This window comes from Streptomyces sp. ALB3, assembly GCF_044385685.1.
Taxonomy (GTDB): Bacteria; Actinomycetota; Actinomycetes; order Streptomycetales; family Streptomycetaceae; genus Streptomyces.
On the sequence record NZ_JBISCE010000032.1, the window covers coordinates 87,191 to 107,507 of the forward strand.

The 20,317-nt window shown below is 72.2% G+C and carries 18 protein-coding genes; 2 read left to right on the plus strand and 16 right to left on the minus strand.

Translation table 11 applies throughout. The features are described from left to right. Nucleotides 1–17: 17 nt before the first annotated feature. The 4 genes from ACHFIV_RS19790 to ACHFIV_RS19805 form a co-directional block, all read right to left on the minus strand. Nucleotides 18–815, minus strand: coding sequence for a carbon-nitrogen hydrolase family protein (locus tag ACHFIV_RS19790; protein WP_398970599.1), 798 nt, complete (start codon nucleotides 813–815; stop codon nucleotides 18–20). 323 nt (nucleotides 816–1,138) lie between these two features. Continuing rightward, the gene (locus tag ACHFIV_RS19795; RefSeq protein WP_398970602.1) at nucleotides 1,139–1,594 is read right to left on the minus strand and encodes an Lrp/AsnC family transcriptional regulator; all 456 of its coding nucleotides are present in this window, start codon (nucleotides 1,592–1,594) and stop codon (nucleotides 1,139–1,141) included. A gap of 110 nt (nucleotides 1,595–1,704) precedes the next feature. Beyond that, nucleotides 1,705–3,165 (minus strand): aldehyde dehydrogenase family protein, encoded by a 1,461-nt coding sequence (locus ACHFIV_RS19800; RefSeq protein WP_398970604.1) that lies wholly within the window; start codon nucleotides 3,163–3,165, stop codon nucleotides 1,705–1,707. Between the two features lie 261 nt (nucleotides 3,166–3,426). After that, nucleotides 3,427–4,893, minus strand: coding sequence for a GuaB1 family IMP dehydrogenase-related protein (locus ACHFIV_RS19805; protein WP_398970607.1), 1,467 nt, complete (start codon nucleotides 4,891–4,893; stop codon nucleotides 3,427–3,429). 293 nt (nucleotides 4,894–5,186) lie between these two features. Between ACHFIV_RS19805 and ACHFIV_RS19810 the strand changes: the two genes are divergently transcribed. After that, complete coding sequence (locus tag ACHFIV_RS19810; RefSeq protein ID WP_398970610.1) at nucleotides 5,187–6,239, plus strand: terpene synthase family protein; 1,053 nt, start codon at nucleotides 5,187–5,189, stop codon at nucleotides 6,237–6,239. Between the two features lie 60 nt (nucleotides 6,240–6,299). Here ACHFIV_RS19810 and ACHFIV_RS19815 read toward each other — a convergent pair whose 3' ends face one another. From ACHFIV_RS19815 to fmt, 4 genes are all read right to left on the minus strand, one after another. After that, nucleotides 6,300–7,298 carry a sugar-binding transcriptional regulator gene (locus ACHFIV_RS19815; RefSeq protein ID WP_458575932.1) on the minus strand — a complete coding sequence of 333 codons (999 nt, stop codon included), beginning with the start codon at nucleotides 7,296–7,298 and terminating at the stop codon, nucleotides 6,300–6,302. Nucleotides 7,299–7,431: 133 nt separating this feature from the next. Continuing rightward, nucleotides 7,432–8,115: a ribulose-phosphate 3-epimerase gene (gene rpe / locus ACHFIV_RS19820; RefSeq protein ID WP_398970612.1), complete on the minus strand. Its 684-nt coding sequence runs from the start codon at nucleotides 8,113–8,115 to the stop codon at nucleotides 7,432–7,434. 102 nt (nucleotides 8,116–8,217) lie between these two features. Next, the gene (locus ACHFIV_RS19825; protein ID WP_398970614.1) at nucleotides 8,218–9,651 is read right to left on the minus strand and encodes an RsmB/NOP family class I SAM-dependent RNA methyltransferase; all 1,434 of its coding nucleotides are present in this window, start codon (nucleotides 9,649–9,651) and stop codon (nucleotides 8,218–8,220) included. 77 nt (nucleotides 9,652–9,728) lie between these two features. Beyond that, nucleotides 9,729–10,661, minus strand: a complete 933-nt coding sequence (fmt, locus tag ACHFIV_RS19830; RefSeq protein WP_398970616.1) for a methionyl-tRNA formyltransferase — start codon at nucleotides 10,659–10,661, stop codon at nucleotides 9,729–9,731. A 260-nt stretch (nucleotides 10,662–10,921) separates the two neighbouring features. On the opposite strand from fmt, the gene ACHFIV_RS19835 reads away from it, so the two are divergent. Next, a complete protein-coding gene (locus tag ACHFIV_RS19835) occupies nucleotides 10,922–11,440 on the plus strand; it encodes a hypothetical protein (RefSeq protein ID WP_398970618.1) in 519 nt (172 codons plus the stop codon). A gap of 213 nt (nucleotides 11,441–11,653) precedes the next feature. Here the strand turns inward: ACHFIV_RS19835 and ACHFIV_RS19840 are convergent, their stop codons facing one another. From ACHFIV_RS19840 to ACHFIV_RS19875, 8 genes are all read right to left on the minus strand, one after another. Continuing rightward, complete coding sequence (locus ACHFIV_RS19840; RefSeq protein ID WP_398970620.1) at nucleotides 11,654–13,798, minus strand: primosomal protein N'; 2,145 nt, start codon at nucleotides 13,796–13,798, stop codon at nucleotides 11,654–11,656. 114 nt (nucleotides 13,799–13,912) lie between these two features. Further along, complete coding sequence (gene metK, locus ACHFIV_RS19845; RefSeq protein WP_398970623.1) at nucleotides 13,913–15,121, minus strand: methionine adenosyltransferase; 1,209 nt, start codon at nucleotides 15,119–15,121, stop codon at nucleotides 13,913–13,915. A gap of 239 nt (nucleotides 15,122–15,360) precedes the next feature. Then, nucleotides 15,361–16,563 carry a bifunctional phosphopantothenoylcysteine decarboxylase/phosphopantothenate--cysteine ligase CoaBC gene (gene coaBC, locus ACHFIV_RS19850; protein WP_398970625.1) on the minus strand — a complete coding sequence of 401 codons (1,203 nt, stop codon included), beginning with the start codon at nucleotides 16,561–16,563 and terminating at the stop codon, nucleotides 15,361–15,363. A gap of 175 nt (nucleotides 16,564–16,738) precedes the next feature. Next, complete coding sequence (gene rpoZ / locus ACHFIV_RS19855) at nucleotides 16,739–17,011, minus strand: DNA-directed RNA polymerase subunit omega (protein WP_003970369.1); 273 nt, start codon at nucleotides 17,009–17,011, stop codon at nucleotides 16,739–16,741. Between the two features lie 101 nt (nucleotides 17,012–17,112). Next, nucleotides 17,113–17,730: a guanylate kinase gene (gmk, locus tag ACHFIV_RS19860; RefSeq protein ID WP_398970628.1), complete on the minus strand. Its 618-nt coding sequence runs from the start codon at nucleotides 17,728–17,730 to the stop codon at nucleotides 17,113–17,115. A 38-nt stretch (nucleotides 17,731–17,768) separates the two neighbouring features. Beyond that, nucleotides 17,769–18,092, minus strand: a complete 324-nt coding sequence (locus ACHFIV_RS19865; protein WP_014157387.1) for an integration host factor — start codon at nucleotides 18,090–18,092, stop codon at nucleotides 17,769–17,771. A gap of 244 nt (nucleotides 18,093–18,336) precedes the next feature. Beyond that, a complete protein-coding gene (pyrF, locus tag ACHFIV_RS19870; protein ID WP_398970631.1) occupies nucleotides 18,337–19,176 on the minus strand; it encodes an orotidine-5'-phosphate decarboxylase in 840 nt (279 codons plus the stop codon). Beyond that, nucleotides 19,173–20,282, minus strand: a complete 1,110-nt coding sequence (locus ACHFIV_RS19875; protein WP_398970633.1) for a quinone-dependent dihydroorotate dehydrogenase — start codon at nucleotides 20,280–20,282, stop codon at nucleotides 19,173–19,175. The genes pyrF and ACHFIV_RS19875 overlap by 4 nt, the downstream gene beginning before the upstream one ends. Between the last annotated feature and the right edge of the window lie 35 nt (nucleotides 20,283–20,317).

Sequence of the window (20,317 nt, forward strand, 5' to 3'; positions counted from 1 at the left end):
GGGACGGGGGCGGGTGCTCAGACCAGGGAGCCGTACAGGCCCGGGCGGCGGTCCCGGAGATACGGGTTGGCGGCGCGGGACCCGGCGAGCAGCCCGGGGTCGACCTCGCCGACGAGCAGTTCCTCACCGCGGCCGGCGCGGGCGCGGACCGTGCCGTCGGGGCCGGCCAGGCAGCTCAGTCCGGTGAAGTCGAACTCGCCTTCCTGGCCGGTCCTGTTGACGTAGGCGATGTAGAGCTGGCTCTCGAAGGCGCGGACCGGCACGACGGCTTCGGCGACGAACGGGAAGGGGTGCATCAGCGCGGTCGGGACCAGCAGCAGCTCGGTCCCGGCCAGGGCGTGCGCGCGCACGTTCTCCGGGAACTCGACGTCGTAGCAGATCAGCAGCCCGATCTTCACGCCGTCCAGATCGGCCTGCACCACCAGGCGCCGGCCTGGGGTGAACCACTCCTCCTCGAAGCTGCCGAAGAGGTGGGTCTTGCGGTAGTTGGCGAGAGGCGCCCCGTCCGGGCCGATGAGCTGCGCCGCGTTGAACACGGCTTCGCCGTCCCGTTCCGGATAGCCGTAGTGGACGGCGAGGCCGTGGCGCGCACAGATCTCGGCGACCGCCTGCGCGGCGGGCCCGTCCACGGGCTCGGCGAGTTCGGGGACGGCGTCGCCGATGGCGTAGCCGGTGAGGAACATCTCCGGGCAGACGAGCAGCCGGGCACCCGTCGACGCGGCGCGCCCGGCGGCCTCGTCCAGCGTGGCGAGGTTGGCGTCCACCGATCCGGCTCGTCCGGAGCTCTGGAGCAGGGCGGTACGCAACGGCGGCATGGCTGACCTCGGGCGGGACGGGCGGGGTGGGGAGACGTATCGAAGGTACGGCGTGGGGATCACGGCCGACAAGGCGCGATTGTTGCGTGTGTACCGTCGATCTGTTGCGCGGGAAGCCGTCCTGGCGGCGATGTGTTGCGCGGAGCGTCCTCGCAGGCCGGACGAGTGATTTCGGTCTCGTCAGGTACCCGCCCGCCCGGCCCTGCGGGCGGCGCCCGCTCCGGTCGGCCGACCCGTCGCCGGCCCCCGCTCCCCCGCTCCCCCGACGTCCCGGAGTCCGGGCCGCACGCCCTCCCGCCGCCCCCGGATAGTTCCCGCCGGCGTCAGGCGGGCGGGGCCGACGAGTACCGCCTCAGCAGCGGGGAGAGCACGAGCACCGACTTGGTCCGCTCGACGTACGGCTCCCCCGCGATCCGCTCCAGCACCTGCTCGAAGTGCCGCATGTCCGCCGCGAAGACCTGCACGATCGCGTCGGCGTCGCCGGTCACCGTGGACGCGGACGCGATCTCCGGATACGCGGAGAGGCCCTGCTTGATGGCTTCCGGGGCGGTGTTGCGGCTGCAGTAGATCTCGATGAACCCCTCGGTCTCCCAGCCGAGCGCGGCGGGGTCGACCCGCACGGTGAAGCCCGTGATGGCGCCTTCGGCGCGCAGCCGGTCCACCCGGCGTTTCACCGCGGGAGCGGAGAGGCCGATGAGGGCGCCGATGTCCGCGTAGGAGCGTCGGGCGTCTTCGGCGAGGGCGTGGACGATGCGTTCGTCGAGGTCGTTCAGGCGCACTTCGGGCGGGTCACTTCTCTGCGGCGGGGGACTTCGGGGGCGGCACGGGCCGCCCCCGAAGTAGACCACGGGCGCCCCGGCGGGGCGCGTCCACCGCGGGGAGCGGCAGGTCAGAAGGGGAACTGCGAGCGGCCGTGCTGGACCGAGATCCACTTCTGCGTGGTGAACGCCTCGAGCATGGATTCACCGTTCAGCCGCCCCAGGCCCGAGCTCTTCTCCCCGCCGAAGGGCACGAGGGGCTCGTCGTGGACCGTGCCGTCGTTGATGTGGATCATGCCGGTGCGGATCCGCTGCCCCACCCGGACACCGCGCTCGATGTTGCCGGTGTGGACCGCGCCGCTCAGTCCGTACGGGGTGTCGTTGGCGATCCGTACGGCCTCGTCCTCACCGTCGAAGGGCACGAGCAGGGCGACCGGCCCGAATATCTCCTGCCGCAGGACGGGAGAGTCGTCGGCGAGGCCGGTCAGCACGGACGGGCTCACCACATTGCCTTCGGCCCTGCCGTGCAGCAGTGCCGTGGCGCCCGCCTCCACGGTCTCGTCGACGAGCCTGGACACCGCGTCGGCCTGCGAGGAACTGATCAGCGGGCCGATGTGGGTCGCGGGGTCGGCCGGGTCACCGACGCGCAGGGAGGCGACCTTGGCGACGAACTTCTCGGTGAACTCCTCCTCCACCGACCGGTCGACCAGGATGCGGTTGGCCGCCATGCAGACCTGTCCCTGGTGGACGTAGCGGCTGAAGACGGCCGCGTCGACGGCGTAGTCCAGATCGGCGTCGTCCAGGACGATCAGTGCGCTGTTGCCGCCCAGCTCGAGCACCGCGCGCTTGAGGTTGGCCGCGCAGACCGTCGCGACGTGGCGGCCGATCCTGTCCGAGCCGGTGAAGGAGATGACCTGCGGGACGGGGTGTTCCAGCAGGGCGTCGCCGATCTCGGCGATGTCGGTGACCACGACGTTCAGCAGCCCGGCGGGCAGACCCGCCTCCTCGAACACCTTGGCGATCAGCGTGCCACCGCAGACGGGCGTGTTCTGGTGCGGCTTGAGCACCACCGCGTTGCCGAGCGCCAGTGCGGGCGCCACCGACTTGAGCGACAGCAGGAAGGGGAAGTTGAACGGGCTGATGACGCCCACCACGCCGACCGGCAGCCGGTAGACGCGGTTCTCCTTGCCCTCGGTCGGCGAGGGCAGGATCTGCCCCGTGGACCGCAGCGTGAGCTGGGCCGCCTCGCGGAGGAACTCCTTGGCCAGGTGCAGTTCGAAGCCCGCCTTCAGCCGGGTGCCGCCCAGTTCCTCGACGATCGCCTCGCTGATCTCGGCCTCGCGCTCCTCCACCACACGGAGTGCCTTCTCCAGCACCGTCCGCCGGGCGTACGGGTTGGTGTCCGCCCATTCCGGCTGAGCCCGCTCGGCGGCCCGGTAGGCCTGGTCGACCTCGTCGGCCGTCGCGACGGTGATCGAGGCGAGCTTCTCCCCGCTGTACGGGTTGAAGTCGATGATGTCCCAGGACCCCTTGCCCGGCCTCCACTCGCCGTCGATGTACTGCTGGGCCAGGTCGGTGAAGAAGGAGGTCATGAAATCCCTTACCGCAGAGGGGCGGGCAGCTGATTGCGGCTCATATTACTTATAGGGCAGCCGTGTTGAAGGGGTGACCGGAGTGCCGGCAGAGGAGGAAGGTCCGCCGTCCGTGACCCCGGGCGCTCACGGGGCACGGCTCGTCGGCACCCGGAACACCCCCGGGTGCCGACGGGCCGGCCCCGGGTGCACACGGAAGTGCCCCTCCCGGCGCGAAGGCCGGGAGGGGCACCCGTGGAGCGGGGCTCGGAGCCCCTCGCGTCAGCTCCAGCTGGCGTGGAGCGGCTTGCCCTCCGCGTAGCCGGCGGCGCTCTGCACACCCACGATCGCCTTCTCGGCGAACTCCTCGAGCGAGGACGCGCCCGCGTAGGTGCAGGAGGAACGGACACCGGCGATGATCGAGTCGATCAGGTCCTCCACGCCGGGACGGGTGGGGTCGAGGAACATCCGCGAGGTGGAGATGCCCTCCTCGAACAGTCCCTTGCGGGCACGGTCGTAGGCGGACTCCTCCGAGGTGCGGTTCTTGACCGCGCGCGCCGAGGCCATCCCGAACGACTCCTTGTAGTACCGGCCGTCGGCGGACTGCTGGAGGTCGCCCGGCGACTCGTACGTGCCGGCGAACCAGGAGCCGATCATGACGTTGGACGCGCCGGCGGCGAGCGCCATGGCGACATCGCGCGGGTGCCGGACGCCACCGTCGGCCCAGACGTGCTTGCCGTGCTTCCTCGCCTCGGCGGCACACTCCAGTACGGCGGAGAACTGGGGCCTGCCGACACCGGTCATCATCCGGGTGGTGCACATCGCGCCGGGGCCCACGCCGACCTTGACGATGTCGGCGCCCGCCTCGATCAGGTCGCGTACGCCCTCGGCCGCCACGACGTTGCCCGCGACGACCGGCACGCGGGGGTCGAGCGCACGGACGGCTGCGACCGCGCTGATCATGGACTCCTGGTGACCGTGCGCGGTGTCCACGACGAGCGTGTCGACACCCGCGTCCAGGAGCTGCCCGGCCTTGCCCGCCACGTCGCCGTTGATGCCGACGGCCGCCGCGATCCGCAGCCTGCCGTCCGCGTCCGTCGCGGGGGTGTACAGCGTCGCGCGCAGCGCGGCCTTGCGGGTGAGGATGCCGACGAGCCGGCCGTCCGCGTCGACCGCGGGGGCGAGCTTGCGGTTGGCGCCGTCGAGCCTGGTGAAGGCCTCGCGAGGGTCGATGCCCGCGTCGAGCACGACCAGGTCCTTGGACATGACCTCGGACAGCTGGGTGAAACGGTCGACGCCGGTCAGGTCGTGCTCGGTGACGATGCCGACCGGGCGGTTCCCGGCGTCGACCACGACGCCGGCTCCGTGGGCCCGCTTGTGCAGCAGGGACAGGGCGTCACCCACGGTCTGGCCGGGGGCCAGCACGATCGGCGTGTCGAGCACGAGGTGACGCTTCTTGACCCAGCCGATGACCTCGGTGACGACCTCGATCGGGATGTCCTGGGGGATCACGACCAGCCCACCGCGGCGGGCGATGGTTTCGGCCATCCGGCGGCCCGCGATGGCGGTCATGTTGGCGACGACGAGCGGAATGGTGGTGCCGCTGCCGTCGGGCGAGGAGAGATCCACGGCCTGCCGCGACCCGACCGCGGAGCGGCCGGGAACCATGAAGACGTCGTCGTACGTCAGGTCGTAAGGGACCGAGGGGGAGGTCGTGTAACGACCGGTGCCGGGCTCAAGAAAACGCATAATGACCATTTTTTCATACGAAACGGTGCAGGTCGTTTCCACGAAGACACAGCAATGGACCCCCGCGTTCGTCACTTCCTCCAAGGAGGATGTCGGGGGCCGGGCAAGTGGAAGCCTGCCTTACCCATGGACCCTACCCGAACACGATTCGCTCCTTCGTGATCACGATCCCTGGACCGGGTGACGGGGGGTCAGGTAGCTTCAAAATCGCAGGTCCCTGCGGTAGGCGCGATGCCGCCCACAAGCCCGGAACACCTGTCACGCGTTTGGCCGGAGAGGATGGGGATCCGCCTGTGGTGAGCGAACTGCCTGACATCTACTGCCCGTTCCCCCAGCGGAGCAATCCGCATGTGGGTCACACCCGCGAGCACCTCGACGCGTGGACGCGGCGCACCGGCCTGGTCCACCGGGATTCGGCCAGACAGCGCTTCGAGCAGGCCGACTTCGGCGCGTTCGTCGGCATGGTCTACCCGACGGCGAACAGCGAGCACCTCGACCTGGTCGCGGACTGGTTCGTCTGGCTGTTCCTCGTCGATGACCAACTGGACGACGGGCACCTGGGCCGCAGTCCCGACCGCGTACGGGACGTGGTGGAGCGGATGCGGGCCGTGGTCGAGGGCACGGCCCCCGGACCGCTGCCCGGCGAGGAGGCCCCCGCCGCGCTCGTCGCACTGGCGGACCTGTGGGAACGTACGGTTCCGCAGGCCGCGCCCCAATGGCGCACCCGGTTCACCTGGCACCTCATGACCTATCTGACGACCGCGACCACCTGGGAGGCGGGAAACCGCGCCGACGGTGTGGTGCCGTCCGAGGCGACGTACATCGCCAAGCGCCGGCACACCGGGGCGATCCACGTGTGCATGGACCTGATCGAGATCGTCGTGGGCATCGGAGCGCCCGAGTCGGTCCACAACGACGCCCGGTTCATCACGGCACTGGAAGCGGCCTGCAATGTCGTGTGCTGGGCGAACGACGTCTATTCCTACGAGAAGGAACAGGTGCTGGGCGAGATCCACAACCTCGTCCACCTGGTCCGGCACCACCGCGGTTACGGGAAGCGGCAGGCACTCGAACACGTGTGCGCACAGATCGCCGAGGAGACCCGGCGGTTCCTCGCCGCGGAGAGCGAGCTGCTCCACACGCACCCGGAGCTGGCCGGACTGCTCGTGCCGTACCTCGACGGGATGCGGAGCTGGATGCGCGGGAATCTGGACTGGTCGCGGCAGACACCCCGCTACAACCCGGCGGACGTCAGCCAGTACGCGGAGCCGGGGGCCTATCTGGAGGAGTCCGTCCTGGGCGTGAGCGAGGGCCATACGGCGCTGGGCGCGCGCGACGGCCGCTGAGGCCGGGAGCGTCGGAGGCCGGGCACCCCGTGAGGTGCCCGGCCTCCGACGCTCCCGTGGTCAGGACCAGTCGTCGGGGTCGGCCCGCTCCAGCGCGGGCCGCTGCCCGGCGGCCGACTCCGTCAGGAGGTAGTCCGCCGCGGCCGTGTCCGTGACGAGGCTGGTGACCAGCCCCGAGCGCAGCACCGCGCCGATCGCCGCCGCCTTGCGCTGCCCTCCGGCGATGGCCACGACCTCGGGGATACGGCGCAGCCGGTCGGCCTCCACGGTGATGCACCGCTCACCGAGATCCCTGCCGACCCGGCGCCCGTCCGCGTCGAAGAGGTGGGCGGACATCTCCGCCGCCACACCGAGCGAGGCGTAGTGGCCCCGCTCCTCGTCCGAGAGCATGTCGTGGACGGTGGAGATGCCGGGTTCCCAGGAACCGATGGAGACCGCGGCGACCGTCACCTTGTCGAAGTACTCGAAGGCGCGGGCGATCCCCGTCTGGTGCCGCAGCGCGGCGGCCGTCGCCGGGTCGGGCAGCAGCATCGGAGCGTAGATCGGGTGCGCCTCGCCGCCCGAGACCTGCGCGGCGCGGCGGACCGCCTCGACCGAGCCGCGCTCGGCCGTGCCCGCGTCGTAGACCCCGGTCAGCTGCACGACCGTGCACGGCGGCAGCCGGTCGAGGGCCGCCGCCATGTGGATGGTGGAGCGGCCCCAGGCCAGCCCCAGCACGTCTCCCTCGTTGACCAGCTCTCCGAGCAGGTCGGCCGCCACCTCACCCAGGTTCTCGGGGTCGGCCGCGTCGTCCTGTTCCTCCGCCGGGGACTCGACCACGACAGCGTGCCGCAGACCGTAGCGGGCCCGGAGCGCGTCGGAGCGCTCCGCGTCCAGTTCCGCCGGTACCCGGATCTCGATACGTACGAGATCACGCTCGAGAGCCGTCTCCAGGACCCGCGCCACCTTGAAGCGGCTGACGCCGAACTCCTCGGCGATCTGGATCTTCGACTTCCCCTCGAGGTAGAACCGGCGGGCCATGGCCGCCGCCTGCACCAGCTCCGCGGGTCCCATCCGCATGGCTGACCGACCCGCCGAGATGCCAGACACCGCGATCTCCTCACTGCTGTTCACACGCTCGATACGCCGTTCATCCTGTCAGATCCGGCGATCCTTGATCAGGCCCGTGGGGCCCCGTTCATCTGAGCTTGGTTCAGTGGCCGCATGCCCAGGGCGCGGAAGCCGTGACCGCGTCCGCCTGGGCACGCAGTGCCCGCACCGCCTCGGCCGGGTCCTCGGCCCCGTACACCGCCGAGCCGGCGACGAACACGTCCGCGCCGGCCTCCGCGCACCGCTCGATGGTGGTGGCCGAGACACCGCCGTCGACCTGGAGCCACAGCTCGAGTCCGTGCTTGGAGATCAGCTCACGGGTGCGGCGGATCTTCGGCAGCATGATGTCCAGGAAGGACTGGCCTCCGAAACCCGGCTCCACCGTCATGATCAGCAGCATGTCGAGCTCGGGCAGCAGGTCCTCGTACGGCTCGATGGGCGTGGCGGGCTTGAGCGCCATGGAGGCGCGGGCGCCCTTGGCCCTGATCTCCCTGGCCAGGCGCACGGGCGCGGCCGCGGCCTCCGCGTGGAAGGTGACCGAGCCCGCGCCGGCCTCGACGTACTGCGGTGCCCAGCGGTCCGCGTCCTCGATCATGAGATGGCAGTCCAGCGGGGTGTCCGTCGCCTTGCTCAGCGCCTCCACGACGGGCACGCCGAGGGTCAGGTTGGGCACGAAATGGTTGTCCATGACATCGACATGGAGCCAGTCGGCGCCTTCCACGGCCTTCGCCTCCTCGGCGAGACGGGCGAAGTCGGCGGACAGGATGCTGGGGTTGATCTGGGCCATGCCCCAAGCCTGCCATGCTCCGAGCCACTTCCCCGCCCCGGTGCGCCTCAAAGCCTCACGGGATCATCACGGTTCGCGCAATCCCGGCTTTTTCCCCCTCGGTCAGGCCGTGCGGCGCAGCAGGGCGAGGTACATCGCGTCGGTGCCGTGCAGATGCGGCCACAGCTGGACGTCGGGTCCGTCACCCAGTGCGGGAACCCCGGGCAGCAGCGGACGGGCGTCCACCCACTCCGCCTCGACCGGTTCCCCACCGCGTCCCTTGAGTACGTCCTCGACGACGACCCTGGTCTCGGCGAGATGCGGCGAACAGGTCGCGTAGCCGACGACCCCGCCGACCCGCACGGCCTTCAACGCCTCGCGCAGCAGACCGCGTTGCAGGGGGGCGAAGCTCTCCAGGTCCTCAGCGCGGCGCCGCCAGCGGGCTTCCGGGCGCCTGCGCAGCGCGCCGAGGCCGGAGCAGGGTACGTCCATGAGGACACGGTCGAAGGAGCCGGGCCGCCACGGCGGCCGGGTCCCGTCGGCGGTGATCACCTGGTACGGCCCCGGGTTCCCGGCCAGCGCCCGCTCGACGAGCCGGGCACGGTGCGGCTGCTTCTCCGCGGCGAGCAGGGTGGCCCCGCGTCCGGCGGCGAGCGCGGCCAGCAGCGCGGCCTTGCCGCCCGGACCGGCGCAGCCGTCCAGCCACCGGGTGTCATCGCCTTCGACCGGGGCGTTGGCCAGGGCGGCCGCGACGAGCTGGCTGCCCTCGTCCTGCACACCGGCGCTGCCGTCCCGTACGGCGGCCAGGGCTCCGGGCTCGCCGCCCTCGGCCATCCGCACGGCGTACGGCGACCAGCGGCCGGGGAGACCGCTCTCCTCGCCCAGGGCGTCCAGCAGTTCCCCGGTGGTGGAACGGCCGGGACGGGCGACGAGCGTCACCTCGGGCCGTTCGTTGTCCGCCTCCAGCAGGTCCTCGATGCCGGCGCGGCCACCGCCCAGTGCGTCCCAGAGCGCGGAGACGATCCAGCGGGGGTGCGAGTGGACGACGGAGAGGTTCTCCTCGGCGTCCTCGTCGTAGGAGGGAGCCACGCGCTCCACCCATCCGTCGAGGTCGTGGGCGGTGACCTTGCGCAGCACCGCGTTGACGAACTTGGCGCGGCCCTCCCCCAGCACGACCCGCGCCAGTTCCACACTGGCGGAGACGGCCGCGTGGGTCGGGATGCGAGTGCCGAGCAGCTGGTGGACGCCCATGTTGAGGACGTCGAGCACCGGCGGGTCGACCTCGCGGAGCGGCCGGTCGATGCAGGCGGCGACGATCGCGTCGTAGGTGCCCTGCCTGCGCAGGGTGCCGTAGACCAGCTCGGTCGCCAGCGCGGCGTCCCGGCCGTCGAAGTCGCCCTTGGCGCGCGCTTTCTTCAGCAGCGGGGGGAGGACGAGGTTGGCGTAGGCGTCCCGCTCGTCGACCGCCCTGAGCACCTCGAAGGCGAGGAACCGGACCGGGTCCTTCTTGGGGCGGCGGTGCGGCTTGGCGGGACGGCGACGCTGCTGGTCGTTCACGTGAAAGGTGCTCCGCTGATGGTGAGGGGGCTAACCCGTCCAGCGTACGTCGCCTGTCCCCGCGCCCGTCCGAGGCCTCAGGGGCCCAGCAGCTCCCCGGGGGCGATGCGTACGCCGCGGGCCCAGTCGGCGGCCCTCATCGGCTTCCTGCCCTGCGGCTGGACCCAGAGCAGCTCCACGGCGTGCGAGCCGGTCCCCACGTGGACGTGGTTCTTGCCCGCCGACAGTTCGCCCGGCGCCAGGTCGGTGCGCTCCAGGACGGGGGCGGCCTGGACCAGCTTGAGGCGCTCCCCCCGGAACAGGGTCCACGCGCCGGGCGCGGGGGTGCAGCCGCGCACCACCCGGTCGACCCTGAGCGCGGGCGCGGACCACTGCACCTGGGCGTCCTCGACGGTCAGCTTGGGCGCGAGGGTGACGCCGTCGGCGGGCTGCGGGACCGCGTGCAGGGTGCCGTCCTCGATGCCGTCCATGGTCGCGGCGAGCAGCCCGGCACCGGCGAAGGCGAGCCGGGTGAGCAGGTCGCCGCTGGTGTCCGTGGGCCTGACCTCCTCCGTCAGGACGCCGTACACCGGCCCCGAGTCGAGTCCCTCCTCGATCAGGAAGGTCGACGCGCCGGTGACCTCGTCCCCGGCCATCACGGCGTGCTGCACGGGGGCGGCCCCGCGCCAGGCGGGCAGGAGCGAGAAGTGCAGGTTGACCCAGCCCCTGGCGGGCACGTCCAGCGCGGTCTTCGGGAGCAGCGCGCCGTACGCGACCACGGGGCAGCAGTCCGGTGCGATCTGCCGCAGCCGCGCCAGGAAGTCCTCGTCGCGCGGCCTGGCGGGCTTGAGCACCTCGATGCCCGCCTCCTCCGCGCGCTCGGCCACGGGACTGGCGACCAGCCGGCGTCCCCGCCCTGCCGGCGCGTCGGGACGGGTCACCACGGCGGCCACCTCGTGGCGGTCGGAGGCGATCAGTGCGTCCAGAGCGGGAACGGCGACCTCGGGGGTGCCTGCGAAGACGAGCTTCATGGGTGGCGGACTGCCTCTCGGGCCGGAACGTACGTGGCGAGCAGCACACCAGTCTAGGGGTGCCCGCGTGGTCCCGCCCGGTCAGGGCCGCCCGGCCGGGCGGGGGGCGTACGCACGTCCGCGCGCCCCCGTGGACATGCCCATACGCCCCTGGTGCGTGACCACATGGCCGGGTGACGCGTTGGTCAAGTGAGATTGACCGAAGTGGGCCGCCACCGTGCGGTCCGATCCCTTTCAACGCCGGTTCGAGAGGCTTGTTCATGGCCGACCACGCAACCCACGACGCCCAAGCGCGTGCCAGTCTGCACCTGTTGGTGCGGGACATCGAGCGGGTCCGGCGGCAGGTGGACGCGCTGCGTACGCTCACCGCACAGCTGGGCAACGTCTACCGTCCGCGCCGCTCCGGCCCGTCCGCGGGCTTCGTCGTCTACGGCAGGGCGCCGGCCCCGACGGTCCGGCTGGCGCAGGAGCTACGGGACAGCGTGGAGACGCTGGTCACCGCTGCGGTGGACTTCGACCGTTCGCTGGGCTTCTCGTGGGATGCGGTGGGCTCCGCCCTCGGGGTCACCAAGCAGGCGGTGCACCGCCGTTACGGCGCGCGCCGCACCGCCCCGCAGCCGCAGCCTGGGCCGGCGGAGGCGGCCACGGAGACCGCGAACCGCGCGGTGCCCGCGACGCCGGGCTCCTCCCCCGCGCTGCCGACCGTCCCCGCGGCCCGCTCCATGCCGCCCCAGCCGTCGGACCGCCCGGGCGCCTTCCCCGGTCCGCGCAACGGCTGACGCGGGGCGGCGGCGACCGGCGGTGCGGGCCGCCTCGGTCCTCGCAGCGGCGGGGCGGGGGCGGCCGACCGGAGCGGTCGGCCCGCACCGCCTCCGACCGTCCCGGCACGCAGCGCGCGGGCGGCCCGGGAAGCGCGTCGGGCGGTCGCGGGCGCACGGGTGCCGGGCGCTCCGGACCCTGGTTCCCTCCGGCGCGCCGATAGCCCCGGATCGTCAGCCGATGTCCGGCGGATCGATCCTGATGCGTACGGGGTCCCCCGTGCCCCTGGCCGTCCGGGCCGCCTGGGCCGCCTTCAGCGCGGAAGCCAGCGCCGCGCCCCGGCCGGGCGGGACCCTGACCAGCGCGCGCTCCCAGGTCTCGCCGGGTGGGGCGTCCCCCTGCCTGCGGGGTCTGCCGGGGGTCGCTCCCGGGACCGGGACCGGGCCGAGCACCTCCGCCTCGGGCGGCAGCTCCGCCCCGGCGAGGTAGGCGGCCACCGCCTCCGGCGGGCCCGTCACCGAGGCCATCCGGGAGACCGGCGGGAAGCCGAGTTCCGCGCGTTCCGCCAGCTCACGGCGGGCATGGCCCGCCGGGTCCCAGCGGACCAGGGCCTGCACGGGCCGCAGGGTCGGCTCGGCCACGATGACCACCGTGCCGCCCTCCGGCTGCCCGCGCACCAGGGCCGCGGCGGCCGTCCAGCGGCGCAGTGCCTCCTCGCCCGCCCGCAGGTCGGGCCGGCCCACCATCGCCCAGCCGTCCAGCAGCAGCGCCGCCGCGTACCCGCCCTCGGCCACCGGCTCCGCCCCGGGCGTGCTGACGACGAGGGCGGGACTCCCGGGCACGGAGTCCAGCACGTGATCCCGCCCGGACGTCCGCACCGGGACGGCGGGAAAGGCGCGCCCCAGCTCCTCGGCGGTCCTGCGGGCCCCCACGACGCGGGCCCGCAGCCGCACCCCGCCGCACGCGGCACAGCTCCACGCCGTCTCCGCCCGCCCGCACCACGCGCAGTCCAGATCCCGCTGGTCCGGAGCCTGCAACGGCCCGGCGCAGTGGCGGCACCGGGCGGGCTCGCGGCAGCGCTCGCAGGCCAGCCTGGGCGCGTAACCCCGGCGCGGTACCTGGACGAGCACGGGGCCGCTGCGCAGGCCGTCCCGGACGGCCTGCCAGGCCAGGCTGGGCAGCCTCGCCGAGCGGGCCGCGCCGTCCCGCGCGAGCTCGCCGTCGCCGACGGTGCGTACGAGGGGGGCCGCGATCCGCAGCTGGTCGCGTTCCGCGCGCAGAGGGAGCGCCCAGCCGCTCTCGACCAGTTGCGCGGCCTCCACCGTGCAGCTCGTCCCGCCCAGCAGGAAGCCGCAGCGGCCGTGCGCCGCGCGGAGCTCCAGCACCTCCCTGACGTGCGGGAAGGGCGCGTTGTCATCGCTGTGGCTGGAGTCCCCGTCGTCCCAGAGGGCGACCAGGCCGAGGTCGGCGACCGGGGCGAACATCGCCGCCCTGGTCCCGACCACCGCGCGCACGGAGCCGCGCGCCACCGCCAGCCACTGCCGGTAGCGCTTCTCCGGACCGGAGTCGGCGGTCAGCAGTGCGTGGTGGCCCTCCCCCAGGACCGCCGTGAGCGCGGCGTCGACCCTGCCCGCGCTCCGTCCGTCCGGTACGACGACGAGCGCGCCCCGGCCCGAGGCCAGGGTCGCGGCCATGGCGCGGGCGATCTCCTCGGGCCAGTGCGGTCCGGGCAGTGCGGTCCAGACGGCCCGGGGCGCCCCGCCTTCGGCCAGGGCGCGCAGGAAGCCGGGGCCCTGGGCGTACCGCTCCCAGGTCCCGGGCGCCGGGGCGGGGGGAGGAGGCAGGGGCGCGGGCGACGCCTTGCCCTCGGCGCGGGCGTTCCTGGGCGGTACGGCGAGCTGGAGCACGTCCGCGAGGCTGCCGGCGTAGCGGTCGGCGACGGCCCGCGAGAGCTCGAGCAGCTCCGGTCCGAGCACCGGCTCGGGTGAGACGACGTAGGCGAGGGCCGCCAGGGCTCCCTGGTAGTCCGAGGTGGCCCGGCGCTCGATCAGGAAGCCGTCGATCAGCCCGCCGCCCTCGCGTCTCCCACCGCGGACCTGGCGTCCTCCCGCCCCGAACCGCACCCGCACCCGCACCCCGGGGCGCGCGTCCGCGTCGAGCTCCTCGGGGACCGCGTAGTCGAAGTACTGGTCGAGGTGCAGCGCGCCCTTGTTCACCAGGACGCGGGCGACCGGCAGCTCCCCGGCGAGCGCGGCGCCCCGCCAGGTCCGTGGTTTGGCACGCGGCACCTTCGCCCTGCGCACCGTCTCCCGGATGAGCGCAAGCTGCTCCGGCGCCCCGGACCCGGGCTCGTCGGACCGCTCGTCGTCGCTGCTCACAGCAACATTCCTACCAGACACCACCGACAGGTCCCGGCCGTCCGGACGGCAGCGCGCACCGGGGCCCGGACACCGTGTGCGGTGTCCGGGCCCCGGTGCGGGAACCAGCGGCGGCTAGAGGCCCGCCGCCGCGCGCAGCGCCTCCACGCGGTCCGTGCGCTCCCAGGTGAAGTCGGGGAGCTCGCGGCCGAAGTGGCCGTAGGCGGCGGTCTGGGCGTAGATCGGGCGGAGCAGGTCGAGGTCGCGGATGATCGCGGCCGGGCGGAGGTCGAAGACCTCACCGATGGCGTTCTCGATCTTCTCCGGGTCCACCGCGGCGGTGCCGAAGGTCTCGACGAACAGGCCCACCGGCTCGGCCTTGCCGATCGCGTAGGCGACCTGGACCTCGCAGCGGGTGGCGAGCCCGGCCGCCACGACGTTCTTGGCGACCCAGCGCATGGCGTAGGCGGCGGAGCGGTCGACCTTGGACGGGTCCTTGCCCGAGAAGGCGCCGCCACCGTGGCGGGCCATGCCGCCGTAGGTGTCGATGATGATCTTGCGGCCGGTGAGGCCGGCGTCGCCCATCGGGCCGCCGATCTCGAAGCGGCCGGTCGGGTTCACCAGAAGGCGGTATCCCTCGGTGTCCAGCTTGATGCCGTCCTCGATGAGCTGGCCCAGGACGTGCTCGACGACGAACTCGCGGATGTCGGGCGCGAGCAGCGAGTCCAGGTCGATGTCGGAGGCGTGCTGCGAGGAGACGACGACCGTGTCGAGGCGGACGGCCTTGTCACCGTCGTACTCGATGGTGACCTGGGTCTTGCCGTCGGGGCGCAGGTACGGGATGGTCCCGTTCTTGCGGACCTCGGAGAGCCTGCGGGAGAGCCGGTGCGCGAGGTAGATCGGCAGAGGCATCAGCTCGGGAGTCTCGTCGCAGGCGTAGCCGAACATCAGCCCCTGGTCGCCGGCGCCCTGCTTGTCGAGCTCGTCCTCGTCGCCCTCGACCCGCTTCTCGTACGCGGTGTCGACACCCTGGGCGATGTCCGGGGACTGCGCCCCGATGGAGACCGAGACGCCGCAGGAGGCTCCGTCGAAGCCCTTCTTGGAGGAGTCGTAGCCGATCTCCAGCACCTTGTTGCGTACGAGGTTGGGGATGTCGGCGTAGGCCTTGGTCGTGACCTCACCCGCGACGTGCACCAGACCGGTGGTGATCAAGGTCTCGACGGCGACGCGAGAAGAGGGGTCCTCCCGCAGGAGTGCGTCGAGAATCGTGTCGCTGATCTGGTCAGCGATCTTGTCGGGGTGGCCCTCGGTAACGGACTCCGAGGTGAAGAGACGGCGGGACACATCGCTCCCTGGGGTTGCAGCGGCTGCTGGCTGATCATTGGTGGAGGTCCGGGAGCTGCGCCCGGCACATTCCGTCGACCAGTTTATCGGTCGCCTCCGGTGGTCGGGTCACGCGTCTCGCCCCTTGGGAGGTCTGTGACCTGCGGCACTGTTGACAGCAGTACGACAATCACTCCTTCCGGGCGCGGGACGCAACTCGTCGCCGTGACGTCCGTCCCGCCGGAGCGGGCTCTGGCAATCTAACCGAAACGCGCCGCCACCAGGTCCCAGACCGTGTCGGCGAGAGCTTCTTTCGGTCCGTACGGCACAGCGGTCTCCCCGCCGTCGGCACCGAGTACGACCGCCTCGTTCTCCTCGGACCCGAAGGTCTTCCGCTCCCCGACCTCGTTGACGACCAGCAGGTCGCAGCCCTTGCGGCGGAGTTTCTCCCGGCCGTTGGCGAGGACGTCGTCGGTCTCGGCGGCGAATCCGACGACGAGCTGCCCCGGCCGGGGCCGGTCCGCGGCGACCTCGGCGAGGATGTCGGGGTTGCGGACGAGAGCGACGGGGGCCGGCTCCTGGCCGTCCTTCTTCTTGATCTTCCCTGACGCGTAGGCGGCGGGCCGGAAATCGGCGACCGCCGCGGCCATCACCACCACATCCGCGTCGGCCGCCGCCTTCAGCACGGCCTCGCGCAGCTGGACGGCGGTCCCTGCCCGCAGGACGTCGGCGCCCGCGGGGTCCGGGAGGCCCGTGTTGGCCTCGATGAGCGTCACCCTGGCGCCCCGCGCGACGGCGGTCCGGGCGAGGGCGTAGCCCTGCTTGCCCGACGACCGGTTGCCCAGGTAGCGCACGGGGTCGAGCGGCTCACGGGTGCCGCCCGCGCTGATCACCACATGGCGGCCCGCGAGGTCGGGGACGACGGGGCCGCGCGCGAGGACCCGCCGGCAGACCTCGAAGATCTCCCCCGGGTCGGGCAGCCTGCCCTTGCCCGTGTCCGCACCGGTGAGCCTTCCGACGGCGGGCTCGATGACGACGGCGCCCCGGCGGCGCAGGGTGGCCACGTTCTCCTGCGTGGCGGGGTGCTCCCACATCTCGGTGTGCATCGCGGGCGCGAAGACGACCGGACATCGCGCGGTGAGCAGGGTGTTGGTGAGGAGGTCGTCGGCCAGGCCGTGAGCGGCCTTCGCCAGCATGTCGGCGGTGGCGGGGGCGACCACGACGAGATCGGCCGCCTGACCGATCCGGACGTGGGGCACCTCGTGCACGCCGTCCCAGACCTCGCTCGACACGGGGTTCCCGGAGAGCGCCGACCAGGTGGCGGCCCCGACGAAGTTCAGCGACGCGGCGGTCGGCACGACCCGTACGTCGTGGCCGGACTCCGTCAGCCTGCGCAGCAGCTCGCACGCCTTGTACGCGGCGATGCCCCCGCTGATCCCCAGGACGACCCTCGGCTTCTCCACTGCGTCTCCCCGCACTCGTGTCCGCGCGCACCCGCGTGCGGCTCGTGACGTACGTACCCATGCTGCCTCACGGCCCCGGCCCCGCTCGGGCGGGCCCGGGGCCGGACACACCACAGGCCCGGCGGTACCGGCCGCCGGGCCTGTGGTGAAGGTGCGTTTCCTGCGTGCCGCCTGCTTACTGCGCGGGGCCCTCGATGGCCTCGGAGGTCAGCAGACCCGCGTTGATCTCGCGGAGCGCGATCGAGAGCGGCTTCTCGTGCACGTGGGTGTCGACGAGCGGACCGACGTACTCGAGGAGGCCTTCACCGAGCTGCGAGTAGTAAGCGTTGATCTGACGCGCGCGCTTGGCGGCGTAGATCACAAGGCTGTACTTCGAGTCGGTGGCCTCGAGGAGCTCATCAATCGGCGGGTTGATGATGCCCTCGGGCGTGGTGATGGAAGAGGACACTCTCTGCCTTCCGAAGGGGATAGAGATCAAAGAGATCTTTGATCATGCTGGTTCCGCAGTGTGATGCTCTGCGTCCGTGGGCCGGCGAGGACCCGGTGAGGTCAGTCGTCGGTGCCGCGGAGGCCGGAAGCCTGCAGCATCAACGTTAGCAGCTCGCGTGCGACGTCCTCGACGGAGGTGTTGACGAGCGTGGTGTCGAACTCCGCCTCGGCGGCCAGTTCGACCTTCGCGGCGGCGAGCCGCCGCTCGATCACGTCGGGCGCCTCGGTGCCCCGGCCGGTGAGCCGGCGCACCAGCTCGTCCCAGCCGGGCGGCGCGAGGAAGACGAGCAGCGCCTCGGGCATCGACTGGCGGACCAGCCGCGCTCCCTGGAGGTCGATCTCCAGCAGCACCGGCTCACCCGCCTCCAGCCGGTCGAGCACGGCCCGGCGGGGCGTGCCGTAGCGGTTGCCGGCGAACTCGGCCCACTCCAGCAGCTCGCCGTTGGCGATCAGCTTGTCGAACTCCTCGTCGTCGACGAAGAAGTAGTGGACACCGTTGCGCTCGCCGGGGCGGGGCTTACGGGTCGTCGCGGAGACCGAGAGCCAGACCTCGGGATGAACTGTGCGCATATGAGCGACGACCGTGCTCTTGCCGACCCCGGAGGGGCCGGAGAGCACGGTCAGCCGCGGACGTGCGTCCGGGGGCACGGGGGACGTCCCCCGGGATGTTGCAGCCATGGGGCGATTATCCCCGTTCTCAGGAGTGCCTGAGAACGTCAGGCGGCGCTGCCGCCGAACTCACGCTCCAGGGATGCGATCTGGTTGGAGCCAAGACCCCGGACCCGGCGGCTCTCGGAGATGCCGAGTCGCTCCATGATCTGCTTGGCGCGGACCTTGCCCACGCCAGGCAGGGACTCGAGAAGAGCGGAGACCTTCATCTTGCCGATGACGTCGTTCTCCTGGCCCTGCTTGATGACCTCGTGGAGCGAGGCGCCGGAGTGCTTGAGTCGATTCTTGACCTCGGCCCGCTCCCGGCGAGCCGCGGCGGCCTTTTCGAGCGCGGCTGCGCGCTGTTCAGGGGTAAGGGGCGGAAGAGCCACGCCTACGTCACCTCGGATGTCGATCTGTCGGATACGGACCGGTGAGGAACCTGGAGGCTCCCCACCTGGTGAGCAACGAGCAACCTGTACTCGTTGGCTCTCGACGGAGACTAGCGGCCAAGGCCGCCTGAGTCAGCGAGAACAGCGGAAAAGTCCTGGTCAGCCTCAGCCGAGCCGGACATATCAGCCATAACAACCCGGATTTCCGGTCCGGATTCCGCGAACAGGCAGTTACGTGGCATCGTCAGCTTTCCGAGACGGCCGTACGGACCTCGTCCGCGAACCGCCCGGCGGCTTCGCGCAGCCCTGACGCGTCCGGTCCGTGGCGCAGCACGCCCCGGCTCACGCTCGGCACGACGTTGCCCACCGCGGAGCCGAAGACGCGGGGAAGATCCGCGGGAGTGGCCCCCTGGGCACCGATCCCGGGAGCCAGCAGTGGACCGTTGACCGACAGGTCGACGCCCGCGTCCCCGAGGGTGGCACCGACCACCGCTCCGACGGAGCCGAGCGGGTCCGCGCCCGCGTTCTCGGCTGCCATGTGGTCGAGCATCACCTGCGCCAGTGACCGCCCGTCCGCCGCGGTGGCGCGCTGGACCTCCGCACCCTCCGGGTTCGAGGTGAGGGCGAGCACGAAGACACCCGCGCCGGAGACCCGCGCGGCGTCGAGCGCCGGGCGCAGCGAGCCGAAGCCGAGGTACGGCGAGACGGTGACCGCGTCGGAGAACAGCGGCGAGTCCTTGTCCAGGTAGGTGGCGGCGTAGGCGCCCATCGTGGAGCCGATGTCGCCGCGTTTGGCGTCCATCAGCACGAGGGCCCCCGCCGCGCGGGCCTCCTCGACGGCCTTCTCCAGGACGGCGACACCGCGCGAGCCGAAGCGCTCGAAGAAGGCGGACTGCGGTTTGAGCACGGCGACCCGGTCGGCGAGTGCCTCGACGACCGTGCGCGTGAAGCGCTCGAGGCCCGCGACGTCGTCGTTCAGGCCCCAGGAGGTCAGCAGGGAGGCGTGCGGGTCGATGCCGACGCAGAGCGGACCGCGGGTGTCCATGGCGTGGCGCAGGCGCGCGCCGAAGGGTTCCAGGGTCACTGCATGACCTTCCGTGTCTCGGCGCCGACGGCCTCGGCGAGGGTGGCGTACGGGGACGCGGCCAGCCGGGCGGCCAGGCCCTTGTGGATCGCGCGGGCGTAGAACGGGCCCTCGTAGATGAAGGCGCTGTAGCCCTGGACGAGCGTGGCACCGGCCAGGATGCGCTGCCAGGCGTCCTCGGCGGTCTCGACGCCGCCGACGCCCACCAGGGTCATCCGGGTCCCCACGCGGGCGTACAGGCGGCTCAGGACCTCCAGGGAGCGTTCCTTGAGGGGCGCGCCGGAGAGCCCTCCGGTCTCCTGGACCAGGGAGGGGCCGGACTTCAGGCCGAGGCCGTCGCGGGCGATGGTGGTGTTGGTGGCGATGATGCCGTCCAGGCCGAGCTCGACGGCGAGGTCGGCGACCGCGTCGACGTCCTCGTCCGCGAGGTCCGGGGCGATCTTGACGAGGAGCGGGACCCGCCGGCCGGTGACGGTGCGGTCGGCGGCCTCGCGCACCGCGGTGAGCAGCGGGCGGAGCGCCTCGGTGGCCTGGAGGTTCCGCAGCCCCGGCGTGTTCGGGGAGGAGACGTTGACGACGAGGTAGTCGGCGTGTGCGGCGAGCCGCTCGGTGGACTTCACGTAGTCGCCCACGGCTTCGTCCTCGGGGACGGCCTTGGTCTTGCCGATGTTGACGCCGACGGTCGTCCGGAAGACCGGGACGCGGGTGGCGAGGCGCTCGGCGACGGCCGCGGAGCCCTCGTTGTTGAAGCCCATGCGGTTGATCAGCGCCCGGTCCTCGACGAGGCGGAACAGCCGCTTCTTCGGGTTGCCGGGCTGCGGCTCGCCGGTGACCGTGCCGATCTCGATGTGGTCGAAGCCGAGCATGGCCATGCCGTCGATGGCGACGGCGTTCTTGTCGAAGCCGGCCGCGAGGCCGAAGGGGCCGTGCATCCGCAGGCCGAACGCCTCGGTGCGCAGCTCCTTGTGGCGCGGGGCGAGCGCGGCGGCGGCGAAGGTGCGCAGGACGGGGATCCGGGCGGCGAGGCGGATCCAGCGGAAGGCGAGGTGGTGGGCCTGCTCCGGGTCCATCCGCTTGAAGACCAGCTGGAAGAAGAGTTTGTACATCACGGTGTCCTCATGAAGAGGGGGACACCGTTTCC